Below are 19,025 nucleotides of genomic sequence, written 5' to 3' on the forward strand. Positions count from 1 at the left end.
CGTGGCGGCACGCCGCTCGGGCGTCCCCAACTTCAGATGTGCCCGCAGTTCCTTGCGGGCGGTTGCTAGAGACCTAGAGAACAGCGACCCGTGCTCACGCCGGGGACTGTTCTCTTTTTTTGCGCTCGGAGCCGGTTTCCCGCCGGACTCCGGAATCGTCGTGCCCGAATTCGCCCCGGAAAGCGGAAGGAAACGGATGGACGTTCGAGACTTCTCGCTGGACGCGTTCTCCCTCGCCGGCAAGAACGCCGTCATCACGGGCGGGAACACCGGCCTGGGGCAGGCGTTCACGCTGGCGCTGGCCAAGGCGGGCGCCGACGTGTTCGTGCCCAGCGTGCTCGACGACGGCGGCGCCACGCGGGAACTCGTCGCGGCCACCGGGCGGCGGATGGAGTTCCTGTCCACCGACCTCACCGAGGACGGCGGCCCGCGCGCCGCGATCGAATCCTGCGTCTACCGGCTCGGTTCGGTGGACGTCCTGGTCAACTCGGCCGGGATCTGCCGCACCGCTCCAGTCGCGGAGTTCGGGCGGGCCGAGTGGGACCCGATGCTGGACGTCAACCTCACGGTGCCGTTCGAGCTCAGCCGGGAGGCCGCCCGGTTCATGACCGCGCAGCGCTCCGGCAAGATCATCAACATCGCGTCGCTGTTCTCGTTCCTGGGCGGGCAGTGGTCCCCCGCCTACGCGGCGACCAAGCACGCGATCGTGGGCTTCACCAAGACCTACTGCGACGAGCTCGCCCAGCACGGCATCCAGGTCAACGCGATCGCGCCGGGCTACTTCGCCACCGCCATCACCGAGCAGACCCGGGCCGATCCGGTGGCCAGCCGCCGGGTGCTCGACCACATCCCCGCCGGGCGGTGGGGCGAGGTCGCCGACCTGATGGGCGCGACCGTCTTCCTCGCCAGCCCCGCGTCCGACTACGTCAACGGGCAGGTGCTCGCCGTCGACGGCGGCTACCTGACCCGCTGACCGGCACCGAACCGGAACGGAGAACTCCCTTGACCGCAACAGCCGCATGGATCGTCGAGCGCCTGCACGACATCGCGGGACCGCAGCGCGTGGTGACCGACGAGCAGGAGCTGCGCGAAGCCAGCGTGGACCGCTTCAAGAAGTACACCGCGGTGCACGGCATCTTCGACGGTCCGCTGCCCTGCGCGATCGTCCGCGCCGCCGACACCGCGCAGGTCGCGGCGGTGCTCGCGTTCGCCGACGAGCACCGGATCAACGTGGTCCCGCGCACCGGCCGCACCGGCACCGAAGGCGGCCTGGAGACGACCGTCGAGGGCACGATCGTGCTCGACGGCTCCGACATGGACGCGATCGTGCACGTCGACCCGAAGAACATGCAGGTCACCGCCCAGTGCGGCGTGCCGCTGCAGGTCCTGGAGGACGCGGTGCGCGAACACGGCCTCACCACCGGCCACTCCCCGCAGTCCAAGCCGCTGGCACAGCTGGGCGGGCTGGTCGCGACCCGGTCGATCGGCCAGTTCTCCACGCTCTACGGCGGAATCGAGGACATGGTGGTCGGCCTGGAGGCGGTGTTCCCGGGCGGCGGCACCAGCCGGATCAAGAACGTGCCGCGCCGGGCGGCGGGCCCGGACATCCGCAGCGTCGTGATCGGCAACGAAGGCGCGCTGTGCTTCGTCACCGAGGTGACGGTGAAGTTGTTCAAGCACCAGCCCGAGAACAACCGCTTCCACGGTTACCTGCTCGACGACGTGCACACCGGGATCTCGATCCTGCGGGAGGTCGTCACGAACGGGTTCCGCCCGTCGGTCGCGCGGGTGTACTCCGAGCAGGACGCCGACCAGCACTTCGCACACTTCAGCGACGGCCGCTGCGTGCTGGTGTTCGTCGCCGAAGGGCCCGCGGGCATCGTCGAGGCCACCAGTGCCGAGATCGAGCGGGTCGTCGCCGCGCACCCGAACACGCTGGTGGATCCGGCGCTGATCCAGTCCTGGTTCGAGAACCTGAACTGGGGGACCGACAAGATCCGCGCCGAGCAGCAGGCGATGCTCGCGGAACGCCGCCTCGGCTACACCACCGAGATCTCCGCGGACTGGTCGAGCATCGGCGCGATCTACGACAGCGTCATGCACCGGATCCGCACCGAGTTCCCGCGCTTCGAGGACCTGACGATGCTCGGCGGGCACTCCTCGCACAGCTACCAGACCGGTACGAACATGTACTTCGTCTACGACTACCGGATCAACTGCGAACCCCGCGAGGAGATCGAGCAGTACCACGAGCCGCTGAACGCGATCATCGTCGAGGAGGCGCTGCGGCACGGCGGATCCATGGTGCACCACCACGGCATCGGCAAGTACCGCGCACGGTGGACGGAGCAGGAGCACGGCAGCGCCTACGAGATGTTGTTGCGGCTCAAGGAGTCCTTCGACCCCAACGGAATCATGAACCGCGGCACGATCTTCCCGGCGTGAGGAGTTCCCGTGACGCGCTACCTGGTCGGCATCGACAACGGTTCGCAGAGCACGAAGGTCACCATCTTCGACGAGCACGGCGCCGTGGTCAGCCACGGGCGCCAGGCGCTGCGGCCGAGCCGCACGCCGCGGCCCGGTGTGGTCGAGCACCCCGACGACGACCTGTGGTCCTCGATCGGCGCCGCGTGCCGCGCGGCGATGGCCGGGTTTCCCGGTGACCCGCGGGAGATCGCCGGTGTCGGGCTGTGCACGATCCGCTTCTGCCGCGCGCTGCTGCGCGCCGACGGGAGCCTCGCGCGGCCGGTGCTGAGCTGGATGGACGAGCGGGTCTCCCGGCCGCACGAGCACGAGGACGACTCGGTGGCCTGGGTGACCACGTCCGCCGGCTACCTCACGCACCGGCTGACCGGGAAGTTCCGCGACACGGCCGCGAACTACCAGGGCGTCTGGCCGATCGACACCGACACCTGGCAGTGGTCCCAGGACCCGTCGGCGCACCAGGCGGCCGGGATGCCACCGGACGTGTTGTTCGAGCTGGTCATGCCGGGCGAGGTGTTGGGCCGGATCACCCCGGCCGCCGCCGAGCACACCGGCCTGCCCAGCGGGTTGCCCGTGGTGGCCACCGCGAACGACAAGGCCGTGGAAGCCCTGGGATGCGGGTTGCGCGACCCCGGCACGCTGCTGATCTCGCTGGGCACCTACATCACCAGCATGACCACCGGCGAGCGCAACATCACCGGCGCCGACGGGTTCTGGACGAACTTCGCCTGCGAGCCGCACCGCTACCTCTACGAGAGCGGTGGCATCCGGCGCGGCATGTGGACGGTCAGCTGGCTGCGGGACCTGCTCGGCGACGAGGTGACCGGGCGGGCGCGGGAAGCCGGGCTCGGCGTCGAGGAGTACCTGGACGTCCAGGCCGCGCAGGTCCGGCCGGGCTGCGACGGCCTGATGGCGGTGCTGGACTGGCTCGCGCCGGTCGACGCGCCCCACCGCAAGGGAGCGTTCCTCGGTTTCGACGGGCGGCAAGGCAGGTTCCACCTGTACCGCGCGGTGCTCGAAGCCATCGCGCTGACCATGCACGAGCACGCCGCGGCGATGGCGGCCGAACTGGGCACCGGATTCGAGCGAGTGCTGGTCTCCGGTGGCGGCGCGGGGTCCGAGGTGATGATGGGCATCGTCGCCGACGTGTTCGGCGTTCCTGCCGCTCGGCCCGCGGTGAACAACGCGGCGGGGCTCGGCGCCGCGCTGATCGCGAGCGTCGGCCTCGGCCTGCACTCGGACGTGGACGAGGCTGCGCGCGCGATGGTCTCGGTCGACACCGAGTTCCGGCCCACGGCGGCCCACCACGAGCTGTACGCGCGCCAACGCGAAGTGCACCGTGACATCACCCGCCACACCGACGAGATCTTCCGCCGGTCAGCGCGGATCTTCGGCTGAGAGGGGAGTTCCGCGGCGCTCTGCCTCCGGCGCTCGGGAAGTTCACGCGCGAGCGCGTGGAACACTCGACGCGGAAGCAGGGCGGCGAGCAGGCGCACCCCGTCCGACGATGGGAGCGAACATGACGATCGAGCAGAACCGGGAGTCGGCCCAGCGCCTCGTCGAGGGGCTGTCAACAGGCCGGCTCTCCGATGCCTCCGACATCCTCGACGCCGCCGCCGTGTGGACGGTGATGGCCGACCCGAGCTCGTTCCCGGTTTCCGGGAGCATGTCGAAAGTCGCCTTCATCGAGCACATGGAGCACTTCCACGCATCGCTGCCCGACGCCATCAGCGTGACGGTGACGAACGTGATCGCGGATGAGGCGGGCGCCGCCGTCGAGGCGGTTTCACGCGCTCGGTTGCACAACGGGAAGCATCTCGACCAGGCATATCATTTCGCGTTCGAGTTCAGGGACGCGAAAGTGGTGGCGGCCAGGGAGTACATCGACACGGCCCGGGCTCTCGCCGCGTTCTCCGAGTAACGGCCCCGCGCCCTGAAGAACTCCCGACGTCAGCGGCTCACATCGCCCAGACGTCGGTGTTGGAGGAGGCGATGGCCGCCGCACCCGCCCCCAAGGCGGCCACCACGTCCTCCTTGTCGCACACCAGTCCCCCGGCGATGATCGGCACGTCGATGTCCGCGCGCAGCCAGCTGATCACCCGCGGCACGCATCCCGGGAGGATCTCGACGAAATCGGGCTTGGACAGCTCGATCTGCTTCGCCAGGTTGTGGTACGAGAACGAGTCGACCAGGAAGAAGCGGTGCACCGCGTGCAATCCGTGGCTCCGGGCCGCCTTGACCACCGCCGCCTTGGAGCTGAGCAGGCCGTCGGCGCGCGTGTTCTCCCGCAGGTAGCGGACGGCGATCTCCTTGCCGACGAGCCCTTCCACCATGTCGACGTTGACCAGGACCGTCTTGCCCGCCTGCTTCAACTCCCCGACCAGCCGGGGAACGGTGAGGATCGTCCCGAACAGCAGGAACACCACCGAGCGGTCCGAACGCAGCACGGCCCGCAGCCCCGCCTCGTCCTTGACGCTCGCGATCACCGGATCGTCGCGCAGAAGTTCGTGCATGGTGCCCGAATCATGCCACGGCGCCGGAACTCCGAGCACCCGGTCCGATGCGGAGGTCCACCCTCGCGAGCCGCTGACCACGCGGAATTCGTCATCGGAGCCGGCAGCCGCCGCCAGCCGGGCCCGCTCGCATCCCGCCGGTTGGGACGGCCACCGCCGCGGGACTACCAGCACGCGCGGTCGTGTTGAGAGCCGTGACCGGAGCGACTGGACGGAGGACACCGTGTCCGAGCTGGTGAAACCCCTGCGCAAGCTGGGATTCCTGACGATCGGGCTGTTCGACGGGGACGACCCCCGCCCGGGCCACGAGTCGACGCTGGAGATCGTGGAGCTGGGCGAGCAGCTGGGGTTCGACTCGGCGTGGTTGCGCCACCGCCACCTGCAGTACGGCATCTCCTCACCCACCGCGGTGCTAGCCGCGCTCACCCAGCGCACCAGCCGGATCGAGCTGGGCACCGCGGTGATCCCGCTGGGCTGGGAGAACCCGCTGCGGCTGGCCGAGGACCTGGCGACGGTCGACGTGTTCTCCGGCGGGCGGCTCAACCCCGGTGTCAGCGCCGGACCTCCGATGCACTTCGACCGGGTCCGCTCGGCGCTGTACCCGGACACCGCCGAGCAGGAGGACCTCGGCTACGGCCGGGCCGAGCGCTTGATCGACTTCCTGCGCGGTGCACCGGCCGCGGAGTTCCGCGGCACCGAGGGCATCGAGGTGTTCTCCGACCGCGTGCAGCCGCACTCCCCCGGCTTGGCCGACCGGCTCTGGTACGGCGGCGGCAGCCTCCGCTCGGCTGCCTGGGCGGGACGGCGAGGGCTGAACCTGCTGATCAGCAGCGTGGTCAAGGCCGAACGCTCCGAGGACTTCGAGCAGATCCAGCTCGGTTTGATCGAGGAGTTCCGCGCCCACCACCCCGCCGGGCAGCGCGCACGGGTCTCACAGGGGCTGGTGGTGATCCCCACCGACAGCGCCACTCCAGCGCAGCGCGCCAAGTACGCCGCCTACGCGGCGGACCGGTTGCCGCGCACCACGACCCCGCACGGACCGGCCCGGATGATGTACGCCCCCGACCTGGTGGGCGACTCCGCCCAGCTCGCCGAACGGCTGTCCGGGCACGCGGCGTTCCGCGCGGTGGACGAAGTCGCGTTCGCGCTCCCGTTCGACTTCGACCACGACGACTACGTCCAGATCCTCACCGACATGGCCACGAAGCTGGGCCCCTCCCTGGGCTGGCACCCGGCGGAGTGAGCGCGAGCCGGCTCCCGAAGCGCCGGGGGCGCGACGCCGAGGGCCGCCCGATGCCGCTGCGGGCGGCCCTCCCGCGTCGGATCAGATCCGGGCCGGGGCCTCGGCCTGCTCCGCGGCGGCGCTCGGTTCCAGGAGGTCCTTGCGGACCTGGTAGGTCGGGTGCAGGTGCAGCCCTTCGTGCAGCGGGTGCGGCGTGCGGTGGATCTCCTCGGCCAGGTAGCGCAGTTCGAGCATCGCGGGGATGGCGTCCCTGAGGACCTGCGGCTGCCCGTTGAACGCCTGGTTCAGCCCCTTGATCAGCCCGGTGTACTGCGCGTTGAACCCGTCGATCAGCTTCTTGGCCGAGGCCATCCGCGGGTCCTGCAGATTCATCGCACCGGGTTTGAAGGCGTAGGCCGCGGACCAGTCCACCTCGATCGGGGCGCCGCTGGGCCGATCGGAAGGAGTGTCGTGCGGCCCGTACCGGCGCGCGTGCCGGATCTGCCGGAACCGGAAGTAGTGCGCTTCCTGCCGCTGTTCGTCGAACAACCGGTCATCGCGGCTGAAGATCGATTCATCGAGCCCCTCGCCTTCCTCCACGATCACCTCGATGGCCTTCCTGGCCGACGCGAGATCGGTGACGGCGAACGCCTCGCCGCCGGAGTTGTAGAAGTCGTCCGGCCCGACCTGCCGTGCGTGTTCGCCCAGGAAGACCGCCTTCTCCCCCTCGCGTTCGACGAGGTTCCGCAGTCCGCGGTCGATGATCCCGTAGAACTGACCGATCGTGTGCCAGCCGCGATCGTCCCAATGCGGCTTGCCGTACGGCGGGCTCTCGATGGCGATGAACATGTCCAGCGCCTCGGGCGAGAAGTGCCGCAGCGGGAACGGCGCGACGGATTCCGCGGAGTACGGCGCCTTCGCCGGGTAGTGCGGGATGTTCCGCACCTTGTCCAAGATCGGCTTTCCGCCCAGGGCGTTGATCAGGTTGGCGGCCAGCGTCATGTGCAGCATCTCTTCGAGCACGACCGAGCGCATGACGTAGAACGATTCCTCGTTGGCACCTGGCCGGATGCTGTACATCGCGGTCAGGTACAGCGGGATCGTGGTCAGCTCGATCTGCAGCGCCGCCTGCAGGAAGTGGCGCAGTTGCGGGAGATCCGGGGTTTCGGTCAGGTCCTTGGGGTCGAAGTTCTCGTTGTCGAAGGTGGGTGCCATCGGGCGCGCGTCTCCTACGAGTCGGTTCAGGTGGCCGAGCAAGAACGTGGCGGGTCAGCCGACGCGGGCGGCGATGTTCGCCGGCCGGTTCAGTTCCATCAGATCGCGATGCATCTGATCGGCGCTACGCAGCGCCAGCATCGCGCCGGTGAGCGTGGGGTTCGAGGTCCCGATCGTGACCATGCTGCCGCAGCCGACCGCGTACAGGTTCTGGTGCTGGTGGCAGCGCTGGTACTCGTCGACCACGGAGGTCGTGGGTTCGGTGCCCATCAGGTGGGTCCCGGCGCCGTGGCGAGCGCCGAGGACCTCGTAGTGGTGGCCGTGGTTGCCGGCTTGGAGGATCTCGATGACCGTCTCCTCGCCCTTGCGGTGTTCGGTGCGCTTCCTCGGGGTGAAGTTCCACTCCTTCGCGCCCAGCTTCGCGTTGATCTGCTCGGAGACCTCGATGGCCTGCCGCACTCCCGCGCGCACGTACTCGTCGATGCCGTAGCTGATCACGGGCCGGAAGTTGCCGAGGCGATCCCGGTGCGCGCGGTCGATGGTGACCCGGTTGGTCCACTTCGGCGTCTGCTCCAACATGAATTCGAGCTGGAACTGCCGGGGCATGTGCTCGACGAGCGCTTGGCGCATCTTCCGGCCGATCATCGGGGAGTTCGGCCCGTCGGATCCGTTCGTCGGCGTGAGGGTGCCGTGGTCCGCCAGCGCGCGGACCTCGCGGGAGAACGACTCCGCCTTGAACCCCCAGCCCCAGTTGAACACTCCAACGCGGAACGCGGCCATCGACTCCCGCCACGGGCCGTCGCGGAACTGGTCGATGAACGACGTCGCCGCAGGGCCGCGGTGCGGGCCGAGGTTCCGGCTCAGCTCCTCCGGCACGAGCGCCTGGGTGACCACCAGGGGGTGATCCATCAGGTGCCGCCCGACGGCCTGGTTCCGCACGTCCGAGGCGAGCAGCAGCTTGGCGTTCTCGATCGCGTGCGCGGCCAGCACGACCACCGACCCGGTGACGTAGTGCGTGGACGCCGCCGTCGAGCGCGGGTCGTCGTAGACCTGGTACTCGACACCGGTGGCACGGCCGTTCTCCCGGAACAGCACCCGGTTGACGACCCGGCGGGTGGCGATGGCGACCAAGTCCGGGTCGCACTGCGCCTGGGTGCGCAGCGGCGTGTACTTCGCCTGCACGGGGCAGATCGGGATGCAACTGGAATTGCCCACGCAGCGCTCGCCGTAGTTCGGCATGCCCACCGCGCCGTGCGGCCGGTAACCCCGTCCGTTGTCGTACTCGGCGTTCGGCGTGCCGTTGCGCGCCTGCGGCGCCGGCGCGAGCCGCGGGCTCACCTTGTGTCCGCCCGCCCGGTCGAGGGTGACCTCCAGGTCCCCGATCCCTTCCGCGAGCTGCTGATCGAGGTAGGTCTGCGGGATCTCGTGCATCGGGTAGACGTAGTCCGGGATCGTGATGCCGCTGCCTTCGAGCAGCGCCTAGTTGCCGGAGACGCCGAGCTCGAACTCGGCCTGCTTGTAGTACTTGCGCAGGTCGGCCAGGACTTTCGGGGAGAGCCGCTCGACACCGCCAGGCCCCGTCTCGTGCGCGAACGGCCAATCCCGCCCGTGCTCGTAGCGGGTGTGCATCAGCAGGTCGGCTTCGTGCATCCGCGGCACCACTCCCTCCCAGTGCAGGGTGGTCCCCCCGCGCGCCCGCAGGTAGTCGCTGCCGTAGGGGGAGACGACCGGGTTCTGCACGAAGTAGCCGTCGGGATCGGTGGCGTCCGGAGACGGCGCGGCCGGGTTCGGCAGGTACGGCGAGTTGGGGGATTTGGTCAGCGCGGCGCGGAAGCCGCGGACCGCTTCGGTGTAGCCCTCCCAGCTGGCCGCCGCGGTGGTCCCCGCTTCCAGCACGAGCACGCGCCAACCGCGTTCGCCGAGGCGTTTGGCGACGAGGCTGCCGTAGACCCCGGACCCGACGATCACGGCGTCGTAGTGCTGTCCTTCTGCGTAGTTGTCCTGGCTCATCAGATGGTCTCCTCGTACGGTCCGGTCGGCGTCGGGGGGATCGGAACCGGTCGTTTCGCCCAGCTGCCGAAGCCCGGCGGTTTCGCACCGGGCACGTGCCCACCGGTCAACTGCCACAGCAAGCCGTTGACGTACGCGTCCGGCGAGACCATGTACGGCTCGTTCGGCGCGAGCCGCTCGGCGGTCTTCCCGGCCTCTTCGACGAGGACCGCGTAAACCTGCGCGGAGAACCCGTACCAGGCACCCAAGTACCACATCTTCGCGATCGCACACGCCACCGCGCTCACATGCCGGGCCTCGGGGAGGCGGAAGTCCCGGTTCGGATCCTTCTTCTTCTCCTCCCTCTCCGTCGCGCAATGCCGGTACAGCTGCAACAGGACGGCGGAGCCCGAGTGCTCCAGCGCGACCCGCAGGTAGAGCTCGGTCATTCCGGTGCCCTGCAGCGCCAGCGGATCGAATCCGCTGAGCGGGACGGACATGTCGATGAAATAGCGCGGATCTTCACGCAGATCCTTGACTTCGACCTGTTCAGGTTTCTTTTTCGCCGGTCGCTCTCCGACCTGTTCCGGAATGGCATCCGAGGTAGCCGAAGAAGTCATTCTTATCACCACCATTCCCATTCTGAGCGCCGGAAGACTAACAGCCGAAGCCAGGCATCGCAGGACATGACGAAACCCTCACCGACAACGGAAACGCCTCGTCCGTCATATTCCACGAATGCGAAGTATTTTCGCGTGACAATCGCCCCCCTGAAACTCCTGGAGCAACCTTCCGGACACGCACGAACGGGCGCACTACCAGGACGAGGACGATCTGCGGTGAATCCGAAAAAGCTTCGACCACCCCGAGTTGCACGCCCTCCTCGGCGACTGCAACATCGGTTCGCCCATTTCTGGACCGCCATCGCACTGCCGAATCCTCGTGGAACCACCGGCACGATCGAGCCACTCAAAGCGGCCTGCAACCGGCTTTCCAGATCCCGCTTCCACGGCCCCTATGCAGAACAGCGCGGGATTAATCGAAATGGAGATCGCAGCAATGCGAATCGATGTGAACATGTACGTCGTCGCGGTGGAACCCGACGCCGCGCGAGCAGCGGAACTGGCCCGGAGCATGGCGAACTGGGTCGGCGGCGACTGCCGGATCATCCGGGCCGCGGATGCCGCCGAGGCGCGGACGATCCTGAACCGCATGCCGAGCACGGCCACCACACGAGTGCTGCTCGCCGCCGAGGACCTGGGCGGCGGAGCGTCCGGGATCGACTTCCTCAAGCAGATCAAGACCGAGCCGGTGGGCACCGGTCTCCGGCTGCGCGGCCTGCTCACCGCCAAGCCCCAAGAAGCCGGCGACGACGGGATCGTCCGCTTCGTCCCCGAACCGGACGGCGAAGCGCTGATGTACCACTTCGTGCACCTGCTCCGCTCCGGCGGCACCGACGTGGCGGCCGTGCAGGTCGAAGGCCCCCCGCACGCCGCGCGGATGCAGCGGGTGAAGCGGTCCTGCAGCTGAACCGCGTGCCGTTCACGTTGCGGGAGAACAACGGGCAGAACGTCACCGTCCGGGTGGGACCCACTTGGAAGGCCGATCCTTCACCGCTGGAGCTGGCGAAGCTGCTGAACTTCGTCTCCCCGGACGAGAACATCGCGAACAAGGACTACGACCTCGTCATCGTGGGTGGTGGTCCTGCGGGCATGTCGACGGCCATCTCGGGCGCCGGGCTGGGCCTCACCACCCTCGTGCTGGAGGACGACGCGGTCGGCGGACAGGCGGGCACCAGCATCAACCGCATCGACAACCACTACGGCTTTCCTGGCGGAGTGGCGGCATCCGACCTCGTGCAGCGCGGACTGAACCAGACGTTCAACCTCGACGCCCACGTCCTCCCCGGCCTGAGGGCCACCAAGATCGAGCAGCTCGCCACTCCGGCATCGCGGCGGTTCCGGGTGCACTGGCACGCCGAAGGTGAGCAGCCCGCAGTGGTGACCGCCGGGATCGTGGTGGTCGCCAGCGGACGCGTCCCGCGCCGCGTGATCCCGAAGGACGGCAGCGGAGCGAACAACGAGGACAAGTACGCCGACCGGGGCCTCTACTACGACGCAGTTTTAGCGGACGCCGACGCCACCGTCCGCGGCAAGCGGATCGCGATCGTGGGGGCAGGCGACACCGCCGGGCGCGCGGCCGTGATGTTCGCCCAGCACGGCGCCGGAGTCACCATGGTGGTCCGGGGCGAGTTCAGCATGGGGACCGCGCTGAAGAAGCAGATCGACGAACTCATGCAGCGGAAGCTCATCGTCCTGAAGCAGCCCTACGACGTCGTCGACTTCGCAGGTGACGACACCCACCTGACCCAGATCAAGATCAAGCACAAGGACGCGCGACCCGAGTCGCTCGACGTGGACCGGGTGTACGCCCTGATCGGCGGAGTGCCCAGCACGACCTGGCTCAACGATCTGGACGTGCGGTTCGGCAACAAGCTGCTGGACAAGAAGCGCTTCATCCGCACCGAGCAACCCAACGAGGTGTTCGCCACGCCGTTGCCGATGCAGACCGTGGTCCCAGGGCTGTTCGCCATCGGCGACGTGCGCTCGCTGGCGTCGTGCAGCGCATCGCCCAAGCCGCCGGGCAAGGAGCCGCCGTCGCAGTGTCGATCGACCTGTACTTGAAGAAGTCCCCGGTGTCGACCCTCGCCGACCCGGCCGGTGCGGCGTTCGCCTACTACACGCCGCGGACGTCCGACCAGGACGTCGAAGTGCCAGGGCAGTCCGCCGCCGTCGACGACACCGCGAAAGCGTGAACCGCGCGCGACCAGCGGCAGCCACGACGGGGAAAGCGCCGCGGGCGCCGGTAGCCTCGGCGGAATGCCTGAAATCAACTTCAGTTCTCGTGTCGGCGTCTGGTGGACCAGCGACCTGTGGCCGATCAACGACGTGATCGCCCGTGCCCGCGAGATCGAGCAGCTCGGGTACGCGTCGCTGTTCTACGGCGAAGCCGGCGGCAAGGAGACCTTCACCCAGGCCGCTGCCCTGCTGGGCGGCACCGAGCGGCTCGTGGTCGGCACCGGCATCGCCAACATCCACGCCCGAAGCGCCCCGGCCAGCGAAACCGCCTCCCGCACGCTCGGGGCGCTGCACCCGGGCCGGTTCGTGCTCGGGCTGGGAGTCAGCCACGCGCCGCTGGTGGAGCACAGCTACGCGGGCACCTACGCCAAACCGCTGAGCACCATGCGCGACTACCTGCGGACCATGGACGCCGTCTCGGACGAGATCGAACCGAACGACCAGCGCCCGGCCCGGCTGCTGGCCGCGCTGGGACCGAAGATGATCGAGCTCTCCGGGACCGCCGCCGACGGGGCGCACCCGTACCTGGTGACTCCCGGGCAGACCGCGAGCACTCGGGAACAGCTCGGCCCGGACAAGTGGGTCGTCAGCGAGCAGGCGGTCGCCCTCACCACCGACCGGGAGACCGGCCTGCGGCGCGCGCACCAGCACCTGCACATGTACTCGCAGCTGCCGAACTACCAGAACTCCTGGCTGCGCCAGGGGTTCGACGAGTCCGACCTGGTCGTCGGCGGCTCCGAACGGTTGGCCGACGGCATGGTCGCCATGGGCGACGCGGAGGCGCTCGCCGCGCACGTCAAGCGGCACCTGGACGCCGGTGCCGACCACGTGCTGGTCCAGGTCCTCGGCGACGACCAATCGGAGGACCCGCTGCCCGTCCTCCGCGAACTGGCCCCGGCCCTGGGATTGAGCTGACGGTCCCTTTCGGGTCGGCGCGGCATGACGCGCGCCGGACCGGGGTACGCCGGAGGAACGTTGCTGTGGTCGGTCACAACACGAGGAGGATTCGTGGCACTCGACGACGATGACATCAGGACTTCCGACGGCGGCGGTGCCGAAGGCCCGGCCGACTCGGGCGCGGGCCGCGGCACCCCCGGACAGCACGACGGCGGCGCTGACGGCGGCGCCGATGGCGGCGCCGAAGGCCCGGCCGATTCCGGTGCGGGACAAGGCACTCCCGGTCAGCACGACGGCGGCGCCGACGGCAGCGCCGAAGGGCCTGCGGACTCCGGCACCGGCCGCGGCACCCCCGGACAGCACGACGGCGGCGCCGACGGCGGAGCGGACAGCGGTGCCCGCTGAGCTCAGCGAACCAGCGGAGAGCGCCGCCGCTCCCCCGGCGGCGCTGGCGCGGGTGGTCGGCCCGGACGTGGACGGGTTCGGCGACCGGCACTGGGGACGCGAGCCGTTGCTGGTGCGGGGCGCCGATCCCGACGCCTTCCGTGACGTGCTCGACCTCGACGGGGTCGATGAACTGCTCTCGCGCCGGGGCCTGCGCACGCCGTTCCTGCGGCTCGCGCGGGAAGGCGCGGTGGTCGGCTCCGAGTGGTTCACCGGCTCCGGCGGGGTCGGCGCGGAGATCGGCGACCAGGTGCGCGACGACAAGGTGGCCGCGCTCTTCGGCGAAGGCACCACGGTGGTGCTGCAGGCGCTGCACCGGACCTGGTCCGGCGTCATCGACTTCACCGCGGCGCTCGCCGAGGAGCTCGGGCATCCCGTGCAGGCCAACGCTTACGTGACACCGCCGTCCTCGCGCGGGTTCTCCGCGCACTACGACGTGCACGACGTGTTCGTGCTCCAGCTCGCCGGGCGCAAGCACTGGACGGTGCACGCTCCCGTGCACGCCGACCCGCTGCGCGATCAGCCCTGGAACGACCACGCCCGCGCGGTGGCCGACCGCGCCCGCGAGACCCCGCCCGAGATCGACACCGCGCTGGAGCCGGGCGACGCGATGTACGTGCCGCGCGGCTGGCTGCACGCCGCGACCGCGCTCGGCGACGTCTCGGCGCACCTGACGGTGGGCGTGCACGTGCTCACCCGGTTCGCGCTGGTGGAAGCGCTGACCGCGCTCTGCGCGCAGGACCAGGACCTGCGCGCCTCGCTGCCGCTGGGCATCGACGTGGCCGACCCGGCGCAACTCGCCCCGCACCTGGATTCGGTGCGCTCGGCGCTGACCGACGCGCTGCGGGACGTGTCCGCCGACGCCGTCGCACGCCGCGTCCGCGACGCGGTCTGGTCGGGTGGGCGGCCCGAGCCGGTGCGACCGGTGGCCGGTGCCGCGTTCGCCGAAGGCCTGGCGGCGGGTGACGCCGTGCGACGGCGCACCGGGTTGCACCACCGGCTGCTGGAGCAGGACGACGAGGTGGTGCTGGAGCTGCCGGACCGACGGCTCGCGCTGCCCGCGGCGACGGCGGTGCCGCTGCGGGCGCTGCTCGCCGGCGGCACGGTCCGCGTGGGAGAGCTGCCGGGAGCCGACGAGGCCGACCAGGTGGTGCTGGTGCGCCGACTGCTGCGGGAAGGCGTGCTCGTACCGGCCACCACGCCGTGACGGGGCCGCCCGCACCGATCTGGCCGCGCTGCTCGTTCGTCGCCCAGGCCGCGGGTGATCCGCTGGAGGGCTCCGCGCCGCCCGCCGACCGCTGGTTCCTGATCGAACACCCCGGACCGTGGGGGCGCGACGGTCTGACCGAATCAGGTCTCGACCCCGACGTCGTCGCCGCGCTGTCCGAGTGGGGGACCGCGTGGAACGCGCGCTTGGTCCTCGTGCGCCGACCGGAACGCGCTGCCCGCAGCGGGTCGACCCGCCAGTGGTTCCGCGTGGATTCCCGTCCCGGTCACGAGTCGATCCGCGCCGGGCAGTTCACCGCGGACGCCGAACTACCGGCCGCCGCGCACTCCCCCGGCGAGATCGTCGAGGGACCGCTGAACCTGGTCTGCGCCCACGGCAGGCACGACACCTGCTGCGCGGTGCGCGGTCGCCCGGTGGCGGCGGCGCTCGCGGCGACCGCGCCGGGACGCACCTGGGAATGCAGCCACGTCGGTGGCTGCCGGTTCGCGCCCGCGCTGGTCCTGCTGCCGCACGGCTACCTCCTCGGCGGCGTTCCGGTACCGGACGCGGTCGAGGCCGTGCGGCACTACCGCGCGGGGAGCCTCGATCCGCGTTGGGTCCGCGGCCGGACCTCGCTCCCGCCCGCGGCGCAGGCCGCGCAGCACCACGCGCGGGCGGTGACCGGGAAAACCGGGATCGACGCGCTGCGCATGATCGGCGTCGAATCCGACGGGGCGGACGGCTGGCGGGTGGAACTCGCCGAGCCCGCCTGCACGGTGCTGCTGCGCGAGCGGTGGATCGACACCGGACGTCCACTGACCTGCGCCGCGACCGCACCGGGCCGGATGCGCGTGTTCGACCTCGTGGCGCTCCGGTAGTCCACTGAGGACACCGGTCGCCCAGCCGCGCACCCTCCCCGCCTGATCGCGCCACATCCGCTTCGCACCCTCGCATCTCCGCGAGATGCCGAGCCACCGACCACCAGGTGTCAGCGGCTATCACCCCAGCTCGTACCGCTTCTCCCGGCGGCCGATGTCGGCGGCGGCGGAGCGGGTTCTCGCGGAATCGCCGACGCGATCCCCAGGTAAGGCGGGTCGTGGCGGTTACCCGCCAAGGCCCGGATCGGGGCACATCGCGGGCCTAGCCTCCGGGCGTGTCCATCTAGGCCATCGGAACACGGCCGAAGCGGAGGAGCCCACATGCCCAGGTATTCGATGACGACCGCGCTCGCGGGTGCGGCGACCGCGGTTCTGCTGGTGGCGGGTGCGCCGCTGGCCGGCGCCGTCTCCAGCGACTACGCCGAACCCCGCGTCGTCACCTACGACGCCAGCCAGGCCGAGGAGTTCCAGGCCGCCATCGACGAGGCCGCCGAGGTGTGGAACGGCCAGCTCACCAACGTCAAACTGGAGAAGTCCACCGGCGGCGAAGCCGACCTCACCGTGCTCGCCGACGACGAATGGCCGCGCGCGCAAACCGAATCCCTCGGCGTCGGCACGGTGTGGATGGGACGTCAGGCCGTCAACGAAGGTCACCACATCCCGCGCATCGCCACCCACGAGATCGGGCACATCTTCGGGCTGCCCGACGACCGGACCGGTGTCTGCGAAGACCTGATGTCCGGGGCGAGCGCCGGGACCGGCTGCAAGAACAACCTCGCCAACCCCGAGGAGAAGGCCCAGATCGAGGAGAACTTCGCGCAGGGAGCGGAAATCGAACCCCGCCTGTTCACCGAAGCCCCTGCTCGTTGATCCCCTCGGGGGCAGCGTGAAGGTCGGCTAGGGGAAGCTCGGCGTTCTTCTCGCTGCGGGGTCGATCTCGCGAGTGGCGCCGCCGCGCGCGAAATCGCCGCCCTCGCGAGGAGAACGCCGAGAACCCGCCGGTGGTCGAGTTCTCGACGTGGGCCATGCGCTAGGCGCATCCAGGCACGGCCTTCGGCCGCGAGGCACGGCTCCGCCGCCGGCAGGCGCACGATGCCATGCCGGGCTCCTAGTGGTGTTCGCCTTCCCTGCGGGTGAGGACGAGCGGGGCGTCTTCGGTGATGGCGATCGTGTGCTCGGAGTGGGCGGTGCGGGAACCGTCGGCCGAGCGGATGGTCCAGCCATCGGCGTCGTAGACGATCTGGTCGGTCGTGGCGGCGAACCACGGTTCCAGCGCGAGGGTCAGGCCACGCCGGAGCTTCAGGCCGCGCCCCGCTTTGCCCTTGTTGGGCACGTGCGGCTCCCCGTGCATGGTGCGGCCGATGCCGTGCCCGCCGAACTCGGTGTTGACCGGGTAGCCGTAGTCGCGGGCCACCGCCCAGATCGCAGCCGAGATGTCGCCCAGGCGGTTGCCCGGGCGGGCCACCTCGATCGCCGCTTCCAGCGCTTCTTCGGTGGCGCGGATGATCCGCAGGTCCTCCTCGGCGGGGGTGCCGACGATGACCGTGCGCGCCGAGTCGGCCACCCAGCCGTCGATGCCGAGCGCGAGGTCCGCGGTGAGCACGTCCCCGTCGCGCAGGGTGTAGTCGTGCGGCAGCCCGTGCAGGACGGCGTCGTTGACGGCCAGGCAGATGACGTTGCGGAACGGTCCCCTGCCGAACGACGGCGAGTAGTCCCAGTAGCACGACTCCGCACCGCGTCGTTCGATCATGCCGCGCGCGTGGTGTTCCAGGTCCATCAGGTTGACGCCCACGTCTGCGATCCGGCCCACCTCGGAGAGCACCTCGGCGACGAAGCGCCCGGCCACGTGCATGCGTTCGATCTCCGCAGCCGTCTTCAGTTCGATCACGAGTACCTCAAGCCCTCCGCGTCGGTATAGTTATACCGATACCGTAGCAGGTTCGCGGTATAGAAATACCATCCACCCGACGCCCGAAGTGGCGCGGTGGCGCTCGTGCCGTCGGTGAGGTCGGGCGGTCGGTCGTCGGTCCGGGAGGTGCGCGTGCGAGGTGATCGGCCGCTGACCGCCCGCCGGGGCGCGAGCTGCGCGGAGCGGTTCTGGATCGCCGTGGCGCTGGTCGTGGTCTCGCTGCTGTGGAGCACGCGCGACATGACCCCGTGGGCGGTGATCGTGAGCTGGGCCGGTGTGGTGGTCGGCGCGGCGGGCGCGCTGCACTTCGGCTGGCGCTACGCGTGCCGTGATCGGCGCTGGCCACCTCGCCCTCACCGGGCGCTCCTGGACGGGATCCCTCGTGGACGACAGTCTTGGTGACGCAGACGAAGATCCACGAGGGGTAGGAGCCAAGGGTGCGATTCGGCGTCAACGTACTCAACTTCGGGCCGGGCACGGACCCGTCGACCCTGCTGGGCTGGGCCCGGTACGCGGAGGATCGCGGGTTCGGCTTCGCGATGATCTCCGACCACGTCGCGGTCACGCCGGACGCGGCCGAGCCGTACCCGGCGCCGTTCTACGACCCGTTCACCACGCTCGCCTGGCTCGCCGGGCAGACCGAGCGGATCGAGCTCGGCACGACGGTCGCGATCATGCCGTACCGCCACCCGCTGCACACCGCACGCGTCACCGCCAACCTCGACCGGTTCAGCGGCGGGCGGCTCCTGTTCGGGGCCGGGATCGGCTGGGCGCGCCAGGAGTACGAGGCGCTGGGCCTGCCCTTCGAACGCCGCGGCCGGATGACCGACGAGTACCTGGAGGTCCTGACGCGGGCCTGGACCGAGGAGACGCTGTCCTTCCACGGCGAGTTCGTCTCCTTCGACGACGTGTCCACCGGCCCGCTCCCGACTCGCCGTCCCCCGCTGTGGGTGGGCGGCAACGGGCACGCGGCGATCCGCCGGGCGGTGCGGTTCGGCGACGCGTGGCACCCGTACAACCAGCGGGTCCCGTGGCTGCGCGACGAAGGCGTGCCCGCGCTGCGGCGCGCCGCCGAGGACGCCGGTCGCGCGGCACCCGACTTCGCGCCGCGGCTTCCCCTGCTGCTCACCGACACCGAGCTCGACGATGACGCGCGCCTGGCCGGTCAGGGCACGCTCGACCAGGTCCGCCGGGACCTCGACGGGCTCGCGGAGCTCGGGGCGACGCACGTCCTGTTCGACACCTACCCCGGCACTCCGGACGAGATGCGCTCGCAGGCGGCGGACCACCGGATGCTCGACGCCCTCGCCACGCACGTCCTCGACTGATCGCGCCCGGCGGGGCGGCAGGCGGCCGTCCCGCCGGGCTCCGGGCCAGGGCCGCGAAGGATCGCGGTGGCCCGGCCGGGA

At 70.2% G+C, this 19,025-nt stretch carries 21 protein-coding genes; 15 read left to right on the top strand and 6 right to left on the bottom strand.

The genetic code is table 11. The features are described from left to right. The first annotated feature begins 196 nt into the window (after nt 1-196). The 4 genes from OOZ19_RS03370 (at nt 197) to OOZ19_RS03385 (ending at nt 4,405) form a co-directional block, all read left to right on the top strand. On the top strand, nt 197-973 hold the full coding sequence (locus tag OOZ19_RS03370; RefSeq protein WP_266088095.1) for an SDR family oxidoreductase: 777 nt from the start codon (nt 197-199) through the stop codon (nt 971-973). 29 nt (nt 974-1,002) lie between these two features. Then, nucleotides 1,003-2,445, top strand: coding sequence for an FAD-binding oxidoreductase (locus OOZ19_RS03375; RefSeq protein ID WP_266088097.1), 1,443 nt, complete (start codon nt 1,003-1,005; stop codon nt 2,443-2,445). Nucleotides 2,446-2,454: 9 nt separating this feature from the next. Continuing rightward, nucleotides 2,455-3,882, top strand: a complete 1,428-nt coding sequence (locus OOZ19_RS03380) for an FGGY-family carbohydrate kinase (protein ID WP_266088099.1) — start codon at nt 2,455-2,457, stop codon at nt 3,880-3,882. 121 nt (nt 3,883-4,003) lie between these two features. After that, nucleotides 4,004-4,405, top strand: a complete 402-nt coding sequence (locus OOZ19_RS03385) for a nuclear transport factor 2 family protein (protein WP_266088101.1) — start codon at nt 4,004-4,006, stop codon at nt 4,403-4,405. Nucleotides 4,406-4,442: 37 nt separating this feature from the next. Here OOZ19_RS03385 and OOZ19_RS03390 read toward each other — a convergent pair whose 3' ends face one another. Beyond that, a complete protein-coding gene (locus OOZ19_RS03390) occupies nt 4,443-4,997 on the bottom strand; it encodes a glycerol-3-phosphate responsive antiterminator (RefSeq protein ID WP_266088103.1) in 555 nt (184 codons plus the stop codon). A 232-nt stretch (nt 4,998-5,229) separates the two neighbouring features. Between OOZ19_RS03390 and OOZ19_RS03395 the strand changes: the two genes are divergently transcribed. Then, entirely contained in the window at nt 5,230-6,240 is a 1,011-nt protein-coding gene (locus OOZ19_RS03395; RefSeq protein ID WP_266088335.1) for an LLM class flavin-dependent oxidoreductase, read from the top strand. Between the two features lie 81 nt (nt 6,241-6,321). On the opposite strand, the gene OOZ19_RS03400 is transcribed toward OOZ19_RS03395, so the two are convergent. From OOZ19_RS03400 to OOZ19_RS03415, 4 genes are read right to left on the bottom strand one after another with little or no spacing between them, the layout of a single operon-like run. Next, the gene (locus OOZ19_RS03400) at nt 6,322-7,434 is read right to left on the bottom strand and encodes a ferritin-like domain-containing protein (protein WP_266088105.1); all 1,113 of its coding nucleotides are present in this window, start codon (nt 7,432-7,434) and stop codon (nt 6,322-6,324) included. A gap of 54 nt (nt 7,435-7,488) precedes the next feature. After that, nucleotides 7,489-8,865 carry a GMC oxidoreductase gene (locus OOZ19_RS03405; RefSeq protein ID WP_266088107.1) on the bottom strand — a complete coding sequence of 459 codons (1,377 nt, stop codon included), beginning with the start codon at nt 8,863-8,865 and terminating at the stop codon, nt 7,489-7,491. A gap of 48 nt (nt 8,866-8,913) precedes the next feature. Beyond that, nucleotides 8,914-9,444: an NAD(P)-binding protein gene (locus OOZ19_RS03410; RefSeq protein ID WP_266088109.1), complete on the bottom strand. Its 531-nt coding sequence runs from the start codon at nt 9,442-9,444 to the stop codon at nt 8,914-8,916. After that, nucleotides 9,444-10,064, bottom strand: coding sequence for a hypothetical protein (locus OOZ19_RS03415; RefSeq protein ID WP_266088111.1), 621 nt, complete (start codon nt 10,062-10,064; stop codon nt 9,444-9,446). The genes OOZ19_RS03410 and OOZ19_RS03415 overlap by 1 nt, the downstream gene beginning before the upstream one ends. 418 nt (nt 10,065-10,482) lie before the next feature. Here OOZ19_RS03415 and OOZ19_RS03420 point away from each other — a divergent pair, with 418 nt between their 5' ends. The 8 genes from OOZ19_RS03420 to OOZ19_RS03455 all read left to right on the top strand — a co-directional run bounded on the left by OOZ19_RS03420 (nt 10,483) and on the right by OOZ19_RS03455 (nt 16,577). Beyond that, nucleotides 10,483-10,953 carry a hypothetical protein gene (locus OOZ19_RS03420; protein WP_266088113.1) on the top strand — a complete coding sequence of 157 codons (471 nt, stop codon included), beginning with the start codon at nt 10,483-10,485 and terminating at the stop codon, nt 10,951-10,953. A 5-nt stretch (nt 10,954-10,958) separates the two neighbouring features. Next, nucleotides 10,959-12,107 carry an NAD(P)/FAD-dependent oxidoreductase gene (locus OOZ19_RS03425; RefSeq protein WP_266088115.1) on the top strand — a complete coding sequence of 383 codons (1,149 nt, stop codon included), beginning with the start codon at nt 10,959-10,961 and terminating at the stop codon, nt 12,105-12,107. Further along, nucleotides 12,086-12,238: a hypothetical protein gene (locus tag OOZ19_RS03430; RefSeq protein WP_266088117.1), complete on the top strand. Its 153-nt coding sequence runs from the start codon at nt 12,086-12,088 to the stop codon at nt 12,236-12,238. The genes OOZ19_RS03425 and OOZ19_RS03430 overlap by 22 nt, the downstream gene beginning before the upstream one ends. A gap of 64 nt (nt 12,239-12,302) precedes the next feature. Further along, nucleotides 12,303-13,196: an LLM class F420-dependent oxidoreductase gene (locus tag OOZ19_RS03435; RefSeq protein WP_266088119.1), complete on the top strand. Its 894-nt coding sequence runs from the start codon at nt 12,303-12,305 to the stop codon at nt 13,194-13,196. A gap of 93 nt (nt 13,197-13,289) precedes the next feature. Beyond that, nucleotides 13,290-13,583 (top strand): hypothetical protein, encoded by a 294-nt coding sequence (locus OOZ19_RS03440; protein ID WP_266088121.1) that lies wholly within the window; start codon nt 13,290-13,292, stop codon nt 13,581-13,583. Continuing rightward, complete coding sequence (locus tag OOZ19_RS03445; RefSeq protein WP_266088123.1) at nt 13,573-14,829, top strand: cupin domain-containing protein; 1,257 nt, start codon at nt 13,573-13,575, stop codon at nt 14,827-14,829. Before OOZ19_RS03440 ends, OOZ19_RS03445 begins: the two co-directional genes overlap by 11 nt. Continuing rightward, the gene (locus OOZ19_RS03450; protein ID WP_266088125.1) at nt 14,826-15,707 is read left to right on the top strand and encodes a sucrase ferredoxin; all 882 of its coding nucleotides are present in this window, start codon (nt 14,826-14,828) and stop codon (nt 15,705-15,707) included. Before OOZ19_RS03445 ends, OOZ19_RS03450 begins: the two co-directional genes overlap by 4 nt. Before the next feature lie 321 nt (nt 15,708-16,028). Further along, nucleotides 16,029-16,577, top strand: a complete 549-nt coding sequence (locus tag OOZ19_RS03455; RefSeq protein WP_266088127.1) for a snapalysin family zinc-dependent metalloprotease — start codon at nt 16,029-16,031, stop codon at nt 16,575-16,577. 238 nt (nt 16,578-16,815) lie between these two features. Here the strand turns inward: OOZ19_RS03455 and map are convergent, their stop codons facing one another. Next, nucleotides 16,816-17,595: a type I methionyl aminopeptidase gene (gene map / locus OOZ19_RS03460; protein WP_266088130.1), complete on the bottom strand. Its 780-nt coding sequence runs from the start codon at nt 17,593-17,595 to the stop codon at nt 16,816-16,818. Between the two features lie 153 nt (nt 17,596-17,748). On the opposite strand from map, the gene OOZ19_RS03465 reads away from it, so the two are divergent. Then, on the top strand, nt 17,749-18,018 hold the full coding sequence (locus tag OOZ19_RS03465) for a hypothetical protein (RefSeq protein WP_266088132.1): 270 nt from the start codon (nt 17,749-17,751) through the stop codon (nt 18,016-18,018). A 35-nt stretch (nt 18,019-18,053) separates the two neighbouring features. Continuing rightward, nucleotides 18,054-18,944, top strand: coding sequence for a TIGR03619 family F420-dependent LLM class oxidoreductase (locus OOZ19_RS03470; RefSeq protein ID WP_266088134.1), 891 nt, complete (start codon nt 18,054-18,056; stop codon nt 18,942-18,944). Nucleotides 18,945-19,025 lie beyond the last annotated feature (81 nt).

It is taken from the genome of Saccharopolyspora sp. NFXS83 (assembly GCF_026241095.1).
GTDB lineage: Bacteria > Actinomycetota > Actinomycetes > Mycobacteriales > Pseudonocardiaceae > Saccharopolyspora_C.